Origin of the sequence: Paracoccus sp. N5, from assembly GCF_000371965.1 — a bacterium.
Classification (GTDB): Bacteria; Pseudomonadota; Alphaproteobacteria; order Rhodobacterales; family Rhodobacteraceae; genus Paracoccus.
This window is the reverse complement of sequence record NZ_AQUO01000001.1, coordinates 800,001-818,244: the sequence shown is the minus strand read 5'-3', so window position 1 is coordinate 818,244 and position 18,244 is coordinate 800,001. Positions and strand designations below refer to the sequence as shown.

The following is an 18,244-nucleotide window of genomic DNA, read 5'->3' as shown; positions in this document are numbered from 1 at the left end:
GCCGGCGTTACAGCGGATGGTCGCCCGAGGCGTCGATGACCCGGGTCGGCAGGCCCAGATCGCCCAGCAGTTCCAGGAAGGGCCGGGCGGGCAGATCCTCGACATTGACCATCTTCCTGACGTCCCAGGTGCCGCGCGCGACCAGGATCGCCGCCGCGACCGGCGGCACGCCGGCGGTGTAGCTGATGCCCTGGCTGCCGACCTCGGTAAAGGCTTCCTTGTGATCGGCGACGTTGTAGATGAAGACCTCGCCCGGCTTGCCGTTCAGCGTGCCCTTCACCAGATCGCCGATGCAGGTCTTGCCTTCGTAATCGGGGGCGAGGCTGGACGGATCGGGCAGCACTGCCTTGACCAGTTTCAGCGGCACGACCTCCAGCCCCTCGGCGGTCTTCACCGGCTGCTCGCTGAGCAGGCCCAGGTTCTGCAAGACCGTGAAGACGTTGATGTAATGCGCGCCGAAGCCCATCCAGAACCGCACGTCCGCGTCCTTGTAGCGGGCCGAGAGGCTGTGCACCTCGTCATGGCCGGACAGATAGGCGGTGCGCTTGCCGACCACGGGCAGGTCCCATTCGCGGCCGACCTCGAACATCTTGTTCTGGCGCCATTCGCCGCCCTGCCAGGAATAGACCGTGCCGGTGAATTCGCGGAAGTTGATCTCGGGGTCGAAATTCGTCGCGAACCAGCGGCCGTGCGAGCCGGCGTTGATGTCGACGATGTCGATCGAATCGATCTTGTCGAAATATTCGTCCTCGGCCAGCCTGGCATAGGCGTTGACCACGCCCGGGTCGAAGCCCACACCCAGGATCGCGGTGATGCCGGCCTTCTCGACATCCTCGCGGCGCTTCCATTCGTAATTGGCATACCACGGCGGGGTCTCGCAGACCTTGGCCGGGTCTTCGTGGATGGCGGTGTCCAGATAGGCGGCGCCGGTCTCGATGCAGCCTTGCAGCACGGTCATGTTGACGAAGGCGGAACCGACGTTGATGACGATGCCCGCGTCGATCTGGCGGATCAGCGCCGCCACCGCCGCGCTGTCCATCGCGTCGAGCGGATGGGCGGTGAATGCGACCGAATGGCCCTTGTCCCGAACGCTCGCGATGATCTTCTCGGCCTTCGAGACGGTCCTGCTGGCGATATGCAGGCTGCCGAACTCGTTAGCGTTCTGCGCCACCTTATGCGCGACCACCTGCGCGACGCCGCCGGCGCCGATGATGAGCACGTTCTTGGCCAATTCGATCTCCTTTTCGGGGCTGGGAAGGGGAATGGCGGGCCGGTTCAGGACAGGCTGGCTTTGTAATCGTCGTAAGAGAACCGGCGGACGCTGCGGATCGTTCCGTCCTCGGCCCGGATGGCGATGGCGGGCATGGCGACGCCGTTGAACCAGTTCTTCTTCACCATGGTATAGCCGCCGGCATCGGCGATGCTGATGCGGTCGCCGACCTGCAAGGGCGCCGGGAAGCGCCCTTCGCCGAAGATGTCGCCGGCCAGGCAGGTCTTGCCGGCGACCTGGTAGGGGTGCTCGCCCTCTTGCGGCAGCTTCGCCGTCTCGCGATAGATCAGCAGGTCCAGCATATGCGCCTCGATGCTCGAGTCCACGATGGCCACGTCCTTGCCGTGATGGATCACGTCCAGCACCGTCACCTCCAGCGAGGTCGAGCGGGTGATGCTGGCCTCGCCCGGTTCCAGGAAGACCTGCACCCCGAAGCGTTCCGAGAACGCCTTCAGCCGGTCGGCCAGCCGGTCCAGCGGATAGCCGTCGCCGGTGAAATGGATGCCGCCGCCCAAGCTGACCCAGTCCAGCTTTTCAAGGAAGCCGCCGAATTCCGCCTCGATCCGGCCGAGCTGCGCATCGAACAGGTCGAAATCGGCATTCTCGCAGTTGTAATGGATCATCACCCCGCTGATGCGGTCCAGCGCCTGCTCCAGGCGCGGCAGATCCCATTCGCCCAGCCGCGAGAACGGCCGCGCCGGATCGGCCAGGTCGAAGCCCGAGGTCGAAAAGCGCGGGTTCAGCCGCAGCCCCATGGCGATGCCGCGTTCCCTGGCGCGCGCGCCGAAACGGTCCAGCTGGCCCAGCGAGTTGAAGATGATCTTGTCGGCGTAACCCAGCGCCTCGTCGATCTCGTGATCGGCCCAGGCCACGGAATAGGCATGGGTTTCCTTGCCGAATTCCTCATGCCCCAGCCGCAGCTCGAACAGGCTGGACGAGGTGGTGCCGTCCATGAACGGGCGCATGAAGTCGAAGGCGCCCCAGGTCGCGAAGCATTTCAGCGCCAGCAGGCATTTCGCCCCCGAGCGTTCCCGCAAAGTGGCGATCCGCTCCATGTTCACCCGCAGTTTCGCGAGGTCGATCAGGTAGAAGGGCGTCTGAAGGTCGGACATGGCGCGGGCTCCCGGTCGCGAAACCGTGCTAGGTCAAAAGGAAAGGCTCATTTAGGGCCACCCGGCCCATTTCGCAAGGAAGCGTGACGGCCGCGTGACGGATCAGCGCAAACGCACCGGCTGGCCAGTCCTGACGGATTCATCGGCGGCAAGGCAGACCGCCAGCGAGGACACCGCATCCTGCATGTGCCGCGTCAGGTCGGCATTCTCGGCGATGGCGCGGGCCATGAAGGCGGCCTCGGCATCGCAAAGCGCCTGGTGGCCCGGCTCTCCGGTCATCGACAGGTCCTGGTCCGGCTCGCCCACCTTGTGCAGGCGCAGCGTCGCGGTGCGGGTATGGGTGTCGATGTCGTCCGAGCGCGCGTCCTCGGCCATGCGGATGCTGACGGCGCCGTTCGGGCTGACCACGTCCTTCACGAAAAACGCGCTGTCCGACATCATCGGACCCCAGCCCGCCTCGTACCAGCCCAGCGAGCCGTCCTGGAACAGCACCTGGAAATGGCCGTAGTTATAGGCGTCGGCGGCGATTTCCCTGGACAGGCGCAGGCCCATGCCGCGCACCTCGACCGGGGCGGCATCGGTGATCTGGCACATGACGTCGACGTAATGCACGCCGCAATCGACGATGGGCGGCGTGGTGCGCATCAGCGCCTTGTGCACCTCCCAGGTCGGGCCGCTGCTTTGCTGGTTCAGGTTCAGGCGAAAGACATAGGGGCCGCCAAGCGCGCGGGCCTCGGCGATCAGGCGCTGCCAGCTGGGGTGGTGGCGCAGGATGTAACCCACGACCAGCTTGCGGCCGGTTTCCTGCGCGGTCTCGATCACGCGGCGGGCGTCCTCGACCTTCGTCGCCAAGGGCTTCTCGACGAAGACATGGGCGCCGGCCCGCATCGCGGCGATGGCATATTCGGCATGGCTGTCGGAATAGGTCGCGACCACGACCAGGTCCGGGCGCAGCCGGGCCAGCGCCTCGTGGAAATCCTGGCTCTGCGGAATCGCGGCCAGCTCCGGCGGCAGCGCGACCGGGCTGCGGTTGACCAGCCCGACCAGTTCCGCGCCGGGCTGCCTTGCCCAGGCCAGCGCATGGCTGCGGCCCATGTTGCCCAGACCGGCGACCAGAACCCGCATGGCCTAGTCGTCCACGATGGACAGCAGCTTCGGCAGCGCCGGGCAGGGCAGCAGCTGGTTGCGGGCCACATCGGCCAGCGTGTGATTGTGCAGGAAGACATAGACATGCGCCGACAGGCTTTCCCACAGCCGGTTCGACAGCGTCTGCGCGCGCGAGCCCGAGACCCCGCCCGAGGCGCCGGCGCCGACATGCAGCGCGCTGACCGTTTCGTCCACCGCCTCCAGCACATCGGCCAGGCGGATCGTCTCGGGCGCTTTGGCCAGCCGATAGCCGCCGCCCGGTCCGCGCACCGATTCGACCAGCCCGGCCCGGCGCAGCCGCACGAAGAGCTGCTCGAGATAGGGCAGCGAGATGTCCTGCCGGGCCGAAATCTCGGCCAGCGAGGTCAGGTCGTCGCCCTTGGCGATGGCCAGGTCCACCAGCGCCACCATGGCATAGCGTCCCTTGGTTGACAGTTTCATCGTGCCTCTCCCCTCTGGCGGCAAAGCATTGACGAAACGTGCGGCGAGGGCTAATTCCCCCGCGCCGTCCTTGATGCGTCTTGCCTATTTCGGGCGCGCTTCCCAGATTGACGATCTAGAGCCGCGCCGTCACAGGGTCAAGAAACCCGAGTCCCGAAGGAAGCCCATGCCCGAACTGATTTTCCCCGGTCCCGAAGGTCGTCTGGAAGGGCGCTATCACGCGCAATCCAATCCCGACGCCCCCATCGCCATCGTGCTGCACCCGCATCCGCAATATGGCGGCACGATGAACAACCGGGTCGTCTACAATTTGCATTACGCCTTCCACCGCATGGGCTTCACCGTCATGCGGTTCAACTTCCGCGGCGTCGGCCGGTCGCAGGGCGAGTTCGACCAGGGCATCGGCGAGCTTTCGGATGCCGCCTCGGCGCTGGACTACCTGCAGGCGATGAACCCCAACAGCAAGCATTGCTGGGTGGCGGGCTTTTCCTTCGGCGCCTGGATCGGCATGCAGCTTCTGATGCGCCGGCCCGAGATCACCGGCTTCATCTCGGTCGCGCCGCCGGCGAATATGTATGATTTCTCGTTCCTGGCGCCCTGCCCGTCCTCGGGGCTGATCATCAACGGCACCGCCGACCGCGTGGCGCCGCCCAAGGACACCCATGCCCTGGTCGGCAAGCTGCGCGAGCAGAAGGGCATCACCATCACCCATGAGGAAATCGAGGGCGCGGACCATTTCTTCCGCGACGACGAGGTCCACATGAAGCCGATGATCGACACGGTGCAGGCCTATGTGCGCCGGCGGCTGACGGAAAGCACCCGGTAATGATCGGCCGGCGCCGGTTGATCTGGGCCGGCGCCGGTCTGCTTCTGGCCTGTGTGGCCATTTTGCTGACATTGCTTGCCGAGTTGCGTGCGGTCAATTTTCGCGCGGTCCAAGGGCGGGTTCCGATTCCCTTCGGGTATTGGCTTGAACGCGGACTTGATACCCTTGTCATCGTCGGCGGATTGGCTGCCTTTCTCTGGCATTTCGGGTTGGCGGCCATTTGGCCCCAAGGACTTCGTCCGGGCTTTGTCGTTCTGACGGCACTGTGGTGCCTTGCGGTGCTCCTGCCGCTGTGCGCCTGCATCATTTGGCCGGCTGACGATGGCAATTACAGCCATGCGATGGATTGGCTGCTCCTTTGCGGAGTTCTTGCTTTGCCGGCGTTCATTCTGTCCCTCCTGTTCAGCCGGCTTGTTTTCGACTGGAGGCCCCGATGACCGACCTGACCCGGCGTTTCGCCTTCCTGACCGAGGCCGACCGGCTGAAGTCGGTCGAGCGCGCGAATGTGCTGATGGACCTGTCGCGGCCGGAGAACAGCGCCGAGCACAGCTGGCATGTCGCGCTCTATGCGCTGGTGTTCGGTGCCTCGGACCGGGCCATCGCCATGATCCTGCTGCACGACCTGGTCGAGATCGACACCGGCGATCACCCGATCCACCTGGCCCATGACACGGCCGCCGTCGAGGCCGCCGAGCTGGCGGCGGCGCTGCGACTGTTCGCCATGCTGCCCGATGGCGCGCGGCTGCTGGCGCTGTGGCAGGAATTCGAATCCGGCCAGACCGCCGACGCCCGCATCGCCAAGCGGATGGACCATATCCAGCCGCTGTTCCAGGTGCTGGGCGCGTCCGAGCCGCTGGCGGAGCATGTGCAGATCGTCCGCGACAACATGACATCGGGTCGCGCCCGGCGGTTGTGGACGGAATGGCCCGAGGCCATGGCGGCCGCGCAGGCCCTGCTGGATGGGCGCGCGCCGCAGGGCGATCTGGCCCGCTGCCTGGCCTTCCTGGCCGAAGCCGACCGGCTGAAATCGGTCTCGCGCGCCAGCCTGCTTTGCGACGCCTCGCGCCGGGAAAACAGCGCCGAGCACAGCTGGCACCTGGCGCTTTATGCGCTGGTCATGGCGCCGCAAGCCGGGCCGGAGGTCGATATCGGCCGGGTGATCCGCATGCTGATCCTGCACGACCTGGTCGAGATCGACGCAGGCGACGTGCCGATCCACGCTCAGAACGGCGACGCGCATCACGGCGCGGCGCAGCTGGCGGCCGAGGAAGCCGCCGCCGACCGGCTGTTCGGCCTGCTGCCCGCACCCCTCGGGGCGGAACTGCGCGCCCTCTGGGCCGAGTTCGAGGCCAACGAGACGCCCGACGCGGTTTTCGCCAAATCGCTGGACCGCGCCCAGCCGGTGATGCAGAACATCGCCTGCGGCGGCGGGTCATGGGTGGAATACAGCGTCACCTACGAGCAGCTGGTCGAGCGCGTCGGTGTCCGCATCCAGCGCGGCGCACCGATGCTGTGGACCTGGCTCAGCGAAAGCGCACGGGTGTATTTTCGGAGTTGACGGAAACGGACGGCCGGTTGCCCTTGCGGCAGCGTGATGGATCACGGGTTTGCGGCCAGCCCGTCCCGATCTTTGCAGGGTGCGACACGCGGGTTTCGGCCTTTCCGCGGCAATTGGTATGCGATTGCATACCACCCTTTCCCTCGCGGCGATTTGCGGCTATAGGGCGGGCAGCCGAATCCTAACCACAAGGGACCACCCATGTCGAAGATCAAGGTAGCGAACCCGGTCGTCGAGCTCGACGGCGACGAGATGACCCGGATCATCTGGGACTTCATCAAGCAAAAGCTGATCCTGCCCTATCTGGACGTGGACCTGAAATATTACGATCTGGGCATCGAGGAGCGTGACCGCACCAACGACCAGATCACCGTGGATGCCGCCAATGCGATCAAGCAATACGGCGTCGGCGTGAAATGCGCCACCATCACCCCCGACGAGGCCCGCGTCGAGGAATTCGGCCTGAAGAAGATGTGGAAGTCGCCCAACGGCACCATCCGCAACATCCTGGGCGGCGTGATCTTCCGCGAGCCGATCATCTGCAAGAACGTGCCGCGGCTGGTGCCGCACTGGACCCAGCCCATCGTGGTCGGCCGTCATGCCTTCGGCGACCAGTACAAGGCCACCGATTTCCGCTTCCCCGGCAAGGGCACGCTGACGATCAAGTTCGTCGGCGAGGATGGCGAGACCATCGAGCACGAGGTCTATCAGTCGCCGGGCGCCGGCGTGGCGATGGCCATGTACAACCTGGACGATTCGATCCGCGACTTTGCCCGCGCCTCGATGAACTACGGCTTGCAGCGTGGCTATCCGGTTTACCTGTCGACCAAGAACACCATCCTGAAAGCCTATGACGGCCGCTTCAAGGACATCTTCGCCGAGGTCTATGCCGCCGAGTTCGAGGACAAGTTCAAGAAGGCCGGCATCACCTATGAGCACCGGCTGATCGACGACATGGTCGCCTCGGCGCTGAAATGGTCGGGCGGCTATGTCTGGGCCTGCAAGAACTATGACGGCGACGTGGAATCCGACATCGTGGCGCAGGGCTTCGGCTCGCTGGGGCTGATGACCTCGGTGCTGATGACGCCGGACGGGAAGATCGTCGAATCCGAGGCCGCGCATGGCACGGTGACGCGGCATTACCGCGAGCACCAGAAGGGCAACCAGACCTCGACCAACTCGATCGCCTCGATCTTTGCCTGGACCGGGGGTCTCAAGCACCGCGCCAAGCTGGACAGCAACGAGGCGCTGCTGAACTTCGCCAATACGCTGGAGCGCGTGACCGTGCAGGCGGTCGAGGACGGCTACATGACCAAGGACCTGGCGCTGCTGGTCGGGCCGGACCAGAAATGGCTGACCACCATCGGCTACCTGGAAAAGGTCGACGAATATCTGAACAAGGCGCTGGCCTGATCGGATCGCCCGAAGGGCTTGCCGGGCCGGGGGGAAACTCCCGGCCCTTTTCGTTGGTGGCGCGGCAGCCTTGGAAACGGAAAGCGGCCTTGGGCGCGGTTTCTTCGGGTATTTGTGAAACAGAGAAGGATCAAGGCGGCTTAACATGCGGCCGGGCTTGGAGTATGGGAGGCGCAAGCCCAGAGGGAGTCCCTGCCATGAAAGCCGCCGTCATCACCTTTCCCGGATCGAACTGCGACCGCGATCTGGCCGTCGCGCTGGAGCGGGCCGGGGCCGAGGTCGCCCGGGTCTGGCACAAGGATGCGACGCTGCCCGAGGGGGTCGACCTGGTCGCCGTGCCGGGCGGGTTTTCCTTTGGCGACTATCTGCGCTGCGGCGCGATTGCCGCGCATTCGCCGATTGCCGCCGCGGTCAGGACGCATGCGGCGCGCGGCGGCTATGTTCTGGGCATCTGCAATGGCTTCCAGGTGCTGACCGAACTGGGGCTGCTGCCGGGTGCGCTGATGCGCAATGCCGGGCTGAAATTCATCTGCCGCGAGGTGCTGCTGCGGGTTGAGACCAGCGACAGCGCCTTTACCCGTGCCTATGCGGCGGGGCAGGAGATCCGCATTCCCGTCGCGCATCACGACGGCAATTACCAGATCGATGCCGAAGGCCTGGCCGCGCTGCGGGACCAGGACCGCATTGCCTTCAGCTATGCGCCGGGCATCAACGGCTCGGTCCGCGACATCGCCGGGGTCTTGTCCGAGAACCGCCGCGTGCTCGGCATGATGCCGCATCCCGAGCGGGCGGCCGATGCCGGGCATGGCGGCACGGCCGGCGCCGGGCTTTTTGCCTCGTTGATGCAAGAGCTTGTCTCGGCCTGACTTGAGCGGCGCCCGTTCGGGGATTAGACTTTCCCGATCCCCGGGGGCGTGGGGTGATGCCGGAGGCGCATGCGAGACGACGGGAACTCCATCGGGCTGTCGGAGGGCAGGGCTGGCTTGACCGGCCGATGGGGCATGCGCGGCGCCATCGCCGCGCTGCTGGTCCTGGCGGCGGGCACGATCTGGTTCACCAACACCTGGCTGACCGCGCGGTTTTCCGAGACGACACGGGTGCGGACCGAGCTGCGCTCGGCGCTGTATACCGGCAACCTGCTGTCGGAGCTGCAGCGCACCTCGGTGGTGCCCCTGCTTTTGGCGCGCGATCCGGCGCTGATATCGGCGCTGATCGACACCCAGTTCTCGGGCACCTCGGCGCGGCTGATCTCGGCCCAGAAAGAGATCGCGGCGGCCTCGATCAAGCTGCTGGATGCCTCGGGCCGGGTGGTGGGATCGACCGACCGCAACCTGATCGGCACGAATTACGTGCAGGAGCCGTTCTTCGTCGAGGCGCTGCGGTCGAAGGATACGGTTTTCACCGTCTCGCCCTCGCCGCAGGGGGCCTATGAATTCACCTATTCCCGCACGGTGGTCGCGGATGGGCGCACGCTGGGCGTGGTCGTGGTCGGCGCCGACCTGAGCCGGCTGGTGCGATCCTGGGCCGGGATCTCGGACGCCATTGCCGTGACCGACAGCGCCGGGCAGATCATCCTGGCGACCGAGCCGCGCTGGCGGGGCCTGACCCTGCCCGAGGCGCTGGCGGTGCGTTCGGCGCCGTCCTCGATCGCGCGGGCCTTCCAGGTCACCGCCGACTGGGCCGCGCCCCCGGCCGATGCCTATGTCGAGGGCCGCGCGGTGATGCAATCCGAGACCCGGATCCCGTTCCGCGGCTGGAAGATGATCGCCTTCACCACCTACGAGTCGGTGCGCGAGCGGGTGAACGCCGTGCTGGCCATGGTCATCATGGGTTTCGCCATCCTGCTGGCGGCGGTGTTCTATCTGCTGTCGCGGCGGGCGCGGGTGGAATCGGCGGCCTGGATGCGCGAATCGGCCGACCTGCGCGCGCTGAACATGCGCCTGACCCGCGAGATCGCCGAGCGCGAGCGCGTGCAGAAGGAATTGCGCGTGGCCGAGCAGACCGTGCAGCAATCCTCGAAACTTGCGGCGCTGGGCGAGATGTCGGCCGGCGTCAGCCATGAGCTGAACCAGCCGCTGGCGGCGATGAAGACCTATCTGGCCGGGGCGCGGCTCTTGCTGCAGCGCGGCCGGTCCGAGGAGGCGCTGTCGAGCTTCCAGCGCATCGACGACCTGATCGAGCGCATGGGCGCCATCACCCGGCAGCTGAAATCCTATGCCCGCAAGGGCGGCGAGGCCTTCGAGCCGGTCGACCTGCGCGCCGCGCTGTCGAGCGCGCTGGTGATGATGGAGCCGCAGCTGCGCCAGCGGACCATCCGGTTGCAGCGCAATATCCCGCGCTATCCGGTCATGGTCTATTGCGACCGCATCCGGCTGGAGCAGATCATCATCAACCTGCTGCGCAATGCCGTCGACGCCATCAAGGGCCTGCGCGATCCGGCCATCGAGATCACCGTCGGCTCGGGCTCTCACGCATTCTTGTCCGTTCGCGACAACGGGCCGGGTGTATCGGACCTGGAAAACCTGTTTGAACCCTTCTTCACCACCAAGAAGCCCGGGGAGGGGACCGGACTGGGCCTGGCGATCTCATCGGGGATCGCCGCCGATTTCGGGGGCCGCCTGACCGCGCATAATGCGTCGGACGAGGGCGGCCGGGGCGCCGTATTCGAACTTGAGCTGCCGCTCCATGATCCCGGGCGCAAGTCGGGGACCGGGCTGGCGGCGGAATGACAGGAAAGGGTAAAGACCCATGAGCCGCACTTTGAAGATTGCAGTGGTGGATGACGAACCGGACATGCGGGAATCCATCAGCCAGTGGCTGGTGCTCTCGGGGTTCGAGACCGAGACCTTTCCGGGCGCCGAAGAAGCGCTGAAGGTGATCGGCGCCGATTGGCCGGGGGTGGTGATTTCCGACATCCGCATGCCGGGCATGGACGGGATGGCCTTCCTCAAGCGGCTGATGGGGCTCGATTCGGGCCTGCCGGTCATCATGATCACCGGCCATGGCGACGTGCCGATGGCGGTCGAGGCCATGCGGATCGGCGCCATGGACTTCATGGAAAAGCCCTTCAACCCGGAACGGCTGACCGAGCTGGTCAAGAAGGCGACCCAGGCCCGGCGCATGACCCTGGACAACCGCGCCCTGCGCCGCGACCTGTCGGAAGGCCAGCAGGTCATGTCCAAGCTGATCGGCGCCAGCCCGGTCATGGACCGGCTGCGCGAGGATATCCTGGACCTGGGCCAGGCCGACGGCCATGTGCTGATCGACGGCGAGACCGGCACCGGCAAGACGCTGGTCGCCCATGCGCTGCACGCGGTCGGGCCGCGCGCCAGCAAGAAGTTCGTGCCGATTTCCTGCGCCGCCTATAACGACGAGGTGCTGGCGGCGAAGCTGTTCGGCCCGGTCGAGAACGGCCTGCCCGCCGTCGAGGAGGCGCGGGGCGGCACGCTCTGCCTCGAGGACATCGAGGCGCTTTCGGACGGCTTGCAGGCGCGGCTTCTGGCCTTCATCGCCGAGCAGGGCAGCCCGGCCGAGACCCGGATCATCGCCATTTCCAACGCGCGGGGCGAAGGCCGCCGGGCCGAGGATTCGCTGCGTCCCGACCTGTTCTATCGCCTGACGGCGCTGAAGATCACCCTGCCGCCGCTGCGCTCGCGCGGCGAGGACATCCTGTCGCTGTTCACCCGCATGACCGAGCAATTTGCCGAGGAATACGGCTGCGAGCCGCCGCAGGTCACCGCGCAAGAGGCCGCGCAGCTGTTGCAGGCGCCCTGGCCGGGCAATGTGCGCCAGCTCATCAACGTGGCCGAGCGCGCGGTCTTGCAGAACCGCCGCGGCTCGGGCTCGATCGCCTCGCTGCTGATGGCCGACGGCGAGGAGACGCAGGAGGCGACGACCACCGAGGGCAAGCCGCTCAAGGAATATGTCGAGAGCTTCGAGAAGATGCTGATCGACAACACCATGCGCCGCCACAAGGGCAGCATCGCCGCCGTCATGGACGAACTGTGCCTGCCGCGCCGGACCCTGAACGAGAAGATGGCGAAATACGGGCTGAGCCGCGGCGACTATCTGTAACCGGAGGCGGCGTGCGTCTGCGCAGCGAGGCGACGGGCGGCTATGACTTCGGCGGGCTCATCGTGGCGGGGCTGGCCTTGCTGGCCTCGTCGGTCGCGGGCCTGATGCTGCTGGCCGTTGCCGCCTGGCGGCATTTCTCGGGCCGTCCGTCGCCGCGTCTGCTGATCGGCGGGCTGGTGCTGGCCCTGCCGCTGCTGGCGGTTCTGCTGGCCCTGATGGGCTGAGATGCGGGCCCGAAACGCGGCCTGGAATGGGGCCAGCGAAAAACTGATTGTAACGGCGCGCGTTTCCCCGCTATCTTGCCGGTGCAAGGCTGGGCGATCTCAATTCTGGATTGTCCGCCTCGAAAGTTTCGCAGCGCGTGGCCAGCCGCGACACCCGAAAAGTGTCGGTGGTGCGACGCGCGGAAAATCCAGCCCATGCCCGGTCCGGGCCTCTGGGCGAACATATCGCCGCCCGGACCCCTCGCGGGACGGGCCAAGAAAGGTAAACAGACGCGATGGATCGCGCAAGGCAGCTTGATCGGCAACGGCGGCAGGGGATGACCCCGGTCGCCGCGATTGCTGCCTTCCGCGCGGGCGTCGTCGTCCTCTCACATGACAGCCGAACCCTTCCCCCGCCCTTGGGCGGGCCGGTGCGGCTGCCCGAAAGACGGAAAAATGTCCAAGAAAATGCTGATCGACGCCACGCATGCCGAGGAGACTCGGGTGGTCGTGGTCGATGGAACCAAAGTCGAGGAATTTGATTTCGAGACGGTCAACAAGCGACAGCTTGCTGGCAATATCTACCTGGCCAAGGTGACGCGGGTCGAACCCTCGCTGCAGGCCGCCTTCGTGGATTACGGCGGCAACCGCCACGGCTTCCTGGCCTTTGCCGAGATCCATCCCGATTACTACCAGATCCCCGCCGCCGACCGGCAGGCGCTGATCGAGGAAGAGCGTCAGGCCGCCGCCGCCGAGGCCGACGAGGGCGAAAAGACCAAGCGCAACCCGCGCCGCCGCAAGGGGCCGAAGCCCGCCGCCGCCGAGAATGGCGATGCCGTGGTCAGTTCGGACGAGATCGCCGGCATGACCATCGTCGACCTGTCCGAGGAGGATGGCGCCGCCCCCGAGGCCGTCGCCGCCGAGCCGCAGGAGCCCGCCCCGGCCGAGGATGCGGCCGAAACCCCTGCCGAGGACGCGCATGAGGACGACGGAATCGAATCGGTCGCCGAAGAGGACGTGACCGAGGAGATCCGGCCGCCGAAGAAGCCCCGCGCCCGCCGCTACAAGATCCAGGAAGTCATCAAGGTCCGGCAGATCATGCTGGTCCAGGTCGTCAAGGAGGAACGCGGCAACAAGGGCGCCGCGCTGACCACCTATCTGAGCCTTGCCGGCCGCTATTGCGTGCTGATGCCCAACACCGCGCGCGGCGGCGGGATTTCCCGCAAGATCACCAATGCCGCCGACCGCAAGAAACTGAAGGAAATCGCCAGCGAGCTGGAGGTGCCGGAGGGCGCCGGGCTGATCATCCGCACCGCCGGCAGCCAGCGCACCCGGACCGAGATCCGCCGCGACTATGAATACCTGATGCGGCTGTGGGAGCAGATCCGCGAGCTGACCTTCAAGTCCATCGCCCCGGCGCCGGTCTATGAGGAAGGCGACCTGATCAAGCGCACCATCCGCGACATCTACAGCAAGGAAATCGACGAGGTTCTGGTCGAGGGCGACCGGGGCTACCGGACGGCCAAGGACTTCATGAAGATGATCATGCCGTCCCATGCCAAGAACGTGAAGCATTACCAGGACCAGATGCCGCTCTTTGCGCGCTTCCAGGTCGAAAGCTATCTGGGCGGCATGTTCAACCCGGTCGTGCAGCTGAAATCCGGCGGCTATATCGTCATCGGCGTGACCGAGGCGCTGGTCGCCATCGACGTGAACTCGGGCCGGGCCACGAAAGAGGGCTCGATCGAGGATACCGCGCTGAAGACCAACCTGGAAGCCGCCGACGAGGTGGCGCGCCAGCTGCGCCTGCGCGACCTGGCCGGGCTGATCGTCATCGACTTCATCGACATGGAAGAGCGCAAGAACAACGCTGCCGTCGAGAAGCGCTTCAAGGACAAGCTCAAGACCGACCGGGCGCGCATCCAGGTCGGCCGCATCTCGGGCTTCGGCCTGATGGAGATGTCGCGCCAGCGCCTGCGTCCGGGCATGCTGGAATCGACCACGCAGCCCTGTGCGCATTGCCACGGCACCGGGCTGATCCGTTCGGATGACAGCCTGGCGCTGACCATCCTGCGCGCCATCGAGGAAGAGGGCACCCGCAAGCGTTCGCGCGAGGTGCTGGTCAAGGCGCCGGTCGCCGTCGCCAACTTCCTGATGAACGCCAAGCGCGAGCATATCGCCAATATCGAGGCGCGCTACGGCATGTCGGTGCGGGTCGAGGCCGACCCGGTGCTGATCTCGCCCGATTACGCCATCGAGAAGTTCAAGACCGCGACCCGCAACGTGCCGGAGGTGGTCTCGCCCGTGGTGTCGGTCGATGCCAGCCTGATGGCACAGATCGACGGCGAAGAGCCCGATGAGGCGGAAGACCTGGTCGAGGACAGCCTTGCCGAGGCTGCCGACGAGCCGCGCGGCGAGTCGCATGGCGAGGACGAGGGCGACAATGGCGGCAAGCGCCGCCGCCGTCGCCGCCGTCGTCGCGGTGGCCGCAATGGCGAGGGCGAGGATCACGCCGAAGAGGGCACGGCCGAGGCCGACCAGCCCGAGGAGGGTGTCCCCGCCGCCGAGCCCGAGGCTGTCGCTGAGCCTGCCGAAGCGGTGGCCGAGCCGGGCGGGGAGGCTGCGAAGCCGCGTCGCCGCACCCGCAGCCGCCGCCGCAAGGGCGAGGATGAGCCCGCCGCCGAAGCGGTCGCCGCAGAGGAGACGGCCGAGGTGATTCCGGTCGAGCCGGCCGTCGAAGCGCCTGCCGAGCCGGTTGCCGAAGCGGAACCGGCGGTGGAAGCCCCTGCCGAGCCGCAGCTCAACGCCGAAGAAGCCCAGCCGGACGCCGAGCCGCAGCCCGAGCCCGAGGCGCGCCAGCCCGAAGCGGAAAACCTGCCCGAAGCCCCGGCGGAGCCGGAAAACCTGCCCGAGCCCGAACCCGAGCCCGCCATGGCGGCCGAGGATGAGGTGGCGCGGCCCAAGCGGCGCGGCTGGTGGTCGGCCTGATCTCGGCCTGTTTCTGGGGCCGATGGTCGCAGCCACGGAATATTGACAGGCGCGGGTCTTTCCCGCGCCTTTCGCTTGGCGCAAGGTGCCGCTCATGTTGGGAATCGAGCTTGCAGACGCCGCCTTCCTGCCCGCCGCGACGGTCGCGCTGCTGGCCGGAATCCTGTCCTTTCTGTCGCCCTGCGTGCTGCCGGTGGTGCCGCCCTATCTGGCCTATATGACCGGCGTGGGCGTCGGCGGCCTGAAAGCGGGCGAGCGCAGCGCGGTGGTGCCGGCGCTGTTCTTCATCCTCGGCCTTTCGACGGTGTTCCTGCTGATGGGCATGGCGGCCTCGGCCTTCGGGCGGCTGTTCCTGCAATGGCAGGACTGGCTGGCGCGGGGCGCGGGGCTGGTGGTGATCGTGATGGGGCTGCATTTCCTGCGCGTCATCCGCATCCCTTTCCTGGACAGCGAGGCGCGGCTGGATGCCGGCGAGCAGGGCGGCACCTCGTTCGGGGCCTATATCCTGGGCCTCGCCTTCGCCTTCGGCTGGACGCCCTGCATCGGGCCGCAGCTGGGCATGATCCTGTCCCTGGCCGCGACCGGGGCCGAGACCTCGCGCGGGGCGGCGCTGCTGGCGGTCTATGCCCTGGGCCTGGGCATCCCCTTCCTGCTGTCGGCCATCTTCATCAACCGCGCCATCGGGCTGATGAACCGGATCAAGCCGCATCTGAAGCTGATCGAGCGCATCATGGGCGCGCTTCTGGTCGTGGTCGGGCTGGCCCTGCTGACCGGCGCCTTTCCGGTCTTCGCCTATTGGCTGCTCGAGACCTTTCCCTGGCTCGCGCGGCTGGGCTAGTCCCAGTCGTCAATCCCAGTCAGGCGACCGCTTTTCCAGGAAGGCCTGGATGCCCTCGGCGGTGTCGGGGCGCAGCAGGTTCTCGCAGATCACCGCGCCGGTGGCCTGATAAGCCTCGGCCAGACCCATGCCGGCCTGGGCATGAAAGGCGCGCTTGCCCAGGCGCACGGCGGCCGGCAGCTTGCCGGCGACCTGCCGGGCCAGCGCCATGGTTTCATCAGTCAGCGCCTCGGGCGCGGCGACGCGGTTGACCAGCCCCAATTCGCGCGCCCGGGCGGCGTCGATGAAATCGCCGGTGACCAGCAGCTCGAAAGCGGCGCGCGGCGGGATCGCCCGGGTCAGCGCCACCATCGGAGTCGAACAGAACAGCCCGATGTTCACCCCGTTCACCCCGAAGCGCACGCCCTCGGCCGCGATGGCCATGTCGCAGCTGGCGACCAGCTGGCAGCCGGCGGCGGTGGCGATGCCCTGCACCTCGGCAATCACCGGCTGGGGCAGGGCGGGCAGCTTCTGCATCAGCGCCGAGCAATGCGAGAACAGCCGCTCATAGGCGGCGCGGCCGTCATCCGCGTCGTCGCGCGCGCCCTGGATCTCGCGCAGGTCGTGGCCGGCGCAAAAGGCCTTGCCCCGGGCCGCCAGGACCAGCACCCGGATGGACGGGTCCGTCGCCACCTCGTCCAGCGCATCCGACAGCGCGTCGATCATCGCCGTCGACAGCGCGTTGTAGTTCGAGGCGCTGTTCAGCGTCAGGCGCGCGACCCTGTCCTGGTCCTCGCGCAGCACCAGCGGTTCGGGGTTGCCGTCCTTCATCCTCGCCTCCCTGACGTCACGGCGCGGCTTGCCTTTGCCGGGCCTTGCCGTCCAGTCTAGCCGCCGGCAGGGCAGGGGGAAAGCATGGCATTGCAGATGGATCGCGCACGGTTGAACGAGTTTCTCGGCCGGGCGTTCCCGCAGATCGCGGGCCAGGTCCGGGTCGAGACGGTCGGCGAGGGCAGGATGACCGCGCGGTTGCTGGTCGACGACCGCCATCTGCGCCCCGGCGGCACGGTCAGCGGCCCGTCGATGTTCGCGCTGGCCGATGTGGCGATCTATCTGGCGATCCTGTCGAGGATCGGCGAGGTGGCGCTGGCGGTGACCACCAATGCCTCGATCGACTTCATGCGCAAGCCCGAGGCCGGGCGCGACCTGCTGGTCGAATGCCGGATCCTGAAGCTGGGCCGCGTCCTGGCGGTGGGCGAGTGCCTGATCTATTCAGAAGGCACGGCCGAACCCGTCGCCCGCTGCTCGATGACCTATTCGATTCCGCCGAAAACCGCGTGACATCGGGGGTTGCGATGCGGTATCAAGATACCTATTTTGCAAGCAGCTGGTTTTCATGGAGAATTTCGGCTTCGGCGCGCTTGATTTGTGCGCCGCTTTCGCCGATATACCGCCATCTCGAATTACAGCCCCCAAAGGGACCGACAGATGAAAACCTATACCGCGAAACCGGCGGAGATCGAGAAGAAGTGGATCCTGATCGACGCCGAGGGCGTCGTTCTGGGCCGTCTTGCCTCGATCGTGGCGATGCGCCTGCGTGGCAAGCACAAGCCGACCTTCACCCCGCACATGGACATGGGCGACAATGTCATCATCATCAACGCCGACAAGGTGCAGATGACCGGCGACAAGCGCGACCAGAAGAAATACTACTGGCACACCGGCCACCCGGGCGGCATCAAGCACCGCACCGCCCGCCAGGTGCTGGAAGGCGCCCACCCCGAGCGTGTGGTGACCAAGGCCGTCGAGCGCATGATCTCGCGCAACAAGCTGGGCAAGCAGCAGATGACCAACCTGCGCGTCTATGCCGGTGCCGAGCATCCGCATGAGGCTCAGCAGCCCGAAGTCCTGGACGTCAAGTCCATGAACGCCAAGAATACCCGGAGCGCGTAAGCCATGGCCGAAGACATCAAAACCCTCGACGATCTGAAATCGGTCGCGACGGCTGCTCCGGCGGCTGCCCCGATCCGCGAAGCGCAGCGCGACTCGCTGAACCGCGCCTATGCCACCGGCAAGCGCAAGGATGCGGTCGCCCGCGTCTGGGTCAAGCCGGGTTCGGGCAAGGTCGTGGTCAACGGCAAGGACATCGCGGAATATTTCGCCCGTCCGGTGCTGCAGATGATCCTGCGCCAGCCCTTCGAAGTGGCCGGCGTCGTCGGTCAATACGACGTCTATGCCACCGTCGCCGGTGGCGGCCTTTCGGGCCAGGCCGGTGCGGTCAAGCACGGCATCTCGAAGGCGCTGCAGCTGCACGAGCCCGCGCTGCGGGCCGCGCTGAAGGCGGCCGGCTTCCTGACCCGCGACTCGCGCGTGGTCGAGCGCAAGAAATACGGCAA

18 protein-coding genes (1 of these 18 running past the window's edge) are annotated in these 18,244 nt (G+C 66.7%); 13 read left to right on the top strand and 5 right to left on the bottom strand.

Going from position 1 to position 18,244, the window contains the following annotated elements; all coding sequences use genetic code 11:
• Positions 1 to 7: 7 nt before the first annotated feature.
• From PARN5_RS0104145 to PARN5_RS0104130, 4 genes are all read right to left on the bottom strand, one after another.
• Complete coding sequence (locus PARN5_RS0104145; protein ID WP_017998512.1) at positions 8 to 1,231, bottom strand: saccharopine dehydrogenase family protein; 1,224 nt, start codon at positions 1,229 to 1,231, stop codon at positions 8 to 10.
• Positions 1,232 to 1,275: 44 nt separating this feature from the next.
• On the bottom strand, positions 1,276 to 2,382 hold the full coding sequence (locus tag PARN5_RS0104140) for a carboxynorspermidine decarboxylase (RefSeq protein WP_017998511.1): 1,107 nt from the start codon (positions 2,380 to 2,382) through the stop codon (positions 1,276 to 1,278).
• 102 nt (positions 2,383 to 2,484) lie between these two features.
• Positions 2,485 to 3,507 carry a Gfo/Idh/MocA family oxidoreductase gene (locus PARN5_RS0104135; RefSeq protein WP_017998510.1) on the bottom strand — a complete coding sequence of 341 codons (1,023 nt, stop codon included), beginning with the start codon at positions 3,505 to 3,507 and terminating at the stop codon, positions 2,485 to 2,487.
• Between the two features lie 3 nt (positions 3,508 to 3,510).
• On the bottom strand, positions 3,511 to 3,969 hold the full coding sequence (locus tag PARN5_RS0104130; protein ID WP_017998509.1) for an Rrf2 family transcriptional regulator: 459 nt from the start codon (positions 3,967 to 3,969) through the stop codon (positions 3,511 to 3,513).
• Between the two features lie 73 nt (positions 3,970 to 4,042).
• On the opposite strand from PARN5_RS0104130, the gene PARN5_RS0104125 reads away from it, so the two are divergent.
• From PARN5_RS0104125 to PARN5_RS0104080, 10 genes are all read left to right on the top strand, one after another.
• Positions 4,043 to 4,795 (top strand): alpha/beta hydrolase, encoded by a 753-nt coding sequence (locus tag PARN5_RS0104125; protein ID WP_346420414.1) that lies wholly within the window; start codon positions 4,043 to 4,045, stop codon positions 4,793 to 4,795.
• Positions 4,795 to 5,232 (top strand): hypothetical protein, encoded by a 438-nt coding sequence (locus PARN5_RS0104120; protein ID WP_017998507.1) that lies wholly within the window; start codon positions 4,795 to 4,797, stop codon positions 5,230 to 5,232. Before PARN5_RS0104125 ends, PARN5_RS0104120 begins: the two co-directional genes overlap by 1 nt.
• Positions 5,229 to 6,353, top strand: coding sequence for an HD domain-containing protein (locus PARN5_RS0104115; protein WP_017998506.1), 1,125 nt, complete (start codon positions 5,229 to 5,231; stop codon positions 6,351 to 6,353). The genes PARN5_RS0104120 and PARN5_RS0104115 overlap by 4 nt, the downstream gene beginning before the upstream one ends.
• Positions 6,354 to 6,554: 201 nt before the next feature.
• Entirely contained in the window at positions 6,555 to 7,766 is a 1,212-nt protein-coding gene (locus PARN5_RS0104110) for an NADP-dependent isocitrate dehydrogenase (protein WP_017998505.1), read from the top strand.
• A gap of 197 nt (positions 7,767 to 7,963) precedes the next feature.
• Positions 7,964 to 8,632 carry a phosphoribosylformylglycinamidine synthase subunit PurQ gene (gene purQ, locus PARN5_RS0104105; RefSeq protein WP_017998504.1) on the top strand — a complete coding sequence of 223 codons (669 nt, stop codon included), beginning with the start codon at positions 7,964 to 7,966 and terminating at the stop codon, positions 8,630 to 8,632.
• A gap of 135 nt (positions 8,633 to 8,767) precedes the next feature.
• Positions 8,768 to 10,495 carry an ATP-binding protein gene (locus PARN5_RS0104100; RefSeq protein ID WP_017998503.1) on the top strand — a complete coding sequence of 576 codons (1,728 nt, stop codon included), beginning with the start codon at positions 8,768 to 8,770 and terminating at the stop codon, positions 10,493 to 10,495.
• Positions 10,496 to 10,514: 19 nt separating this feature from the next.
• Entirely contained in the window at positions 10,515 to 11,840 is a 1,326-nt protein-coding gene (locus PARN5_RS0104095) for a sigma-54 dependent transcriptional regulator (RefSeq protein WP_017998502.1), read from the top strand.
• Positions 11,841 to 11,851: 11 nt separating this feature from the next.
• The gene (locus tag PARN5_RS21640; protein ID WP_017998501.1) at positions 11,852 to 12,064 is read left to right on the top strand and encodes a hypothetical protein; all 213 of its coding nucleotides are present in this window, start codon (positions 11,852 to 11,854) and stop codon (positions 12,062 to 12,064) included.
• Between the two features lie 435 nt (positions 12,065 to 12,499).
• On the top strand, positions 12,500 to 15,031 hold the full coding sequence (locus PARN5_RS0104085) for a ribonuclease E/G (protein WP_017998500.1): 2,532 nt from the start codon (positions 12,500 to 12,502) through the stop codon (positions 15,029 to 15,031).
• A gap of 94 nt (positions 15,032 to 15,125) precedes the next feature.
• Entirely contained in the window at positions 15,126 to 15,869 is a 744-nt protein-coding gene (locus PARN5_RS0104080) for a cytochrome c biogenesis protein CcdA (RefSeq protein ID WP_017998499.1), read from the top strand.
• 9 nt (positions 15,870 to 15,878) lie between these two features.
• Here PARN5_RS0104080 and PARN5_RS0104075 read toward each other — a convergent pair whose 3' ends face one another.
• Positions 15,879 to 16,679: an enoyl-CoA hydratase gene (locus PARN5_RS0104075; RefSeq protein ID WP_017998498.1), complete on the bottom strand. Its 801-nt coding sequence runs from the start codon at positions 16,677 to 16,679 to the stop codon at positions 15,879 to 15,881.
• A gap of 84 nt (positions 16,680 to 16,763) precedes the next feature.
• Here PARN5_RS0104075 and PARN5_RS0104070 point away from each other — a divergent pair, with 84 nt between their 5' ends.
• The 3 genes from PARN5_RS0104070 to rpsI form a co-directional block, all read left to right on the top strand.
• On the top strand, positions 16,764 to 17,189 hold the full coding sequence (locus tag PARN5_RS0104070) for a PaaI family thioesterase (RefSeq protein ID WP_026155160.1): 426 nt from the start codon (positions 16,764 to 16,766) through the stop codon (positions 17,187 to 17,189).
• A gap of 147 nt (positions 17,190 to 17,336) precedes the next feature.
• The gene (gene rplM / locus PARN5_RS0104065) at positions 17,337 to 17,801 is read left to right on the top strand and encodes a 50S ribosomal protein L13 (RefSeq protein ID WP_017998496.1); all 465 of its coding nucleotides are present in this window, start codon (positions 17,337 to 17,339) and stop codon (positions 17,799 to 17,801) included.
• A gap of 3 nt (positions 17,802 to 17,804) precedes the next feature.
• On the top strand, positions 17,805 to 18,244 hold the 5' portion of the coding sequence (gene rpsI / locus PARN5_RS0104060) for a 30S ribosomal protein S9 (RefSeq protein ID WP_017998495.1). 40 nt of this gene lie beyond the right edge of the window; the window shows 440 of its 480 coding nt (coding positions 1-440); the start codon lies at positions 17,805 to 17,807; its stop codon lies beyond the right edge, outside the window.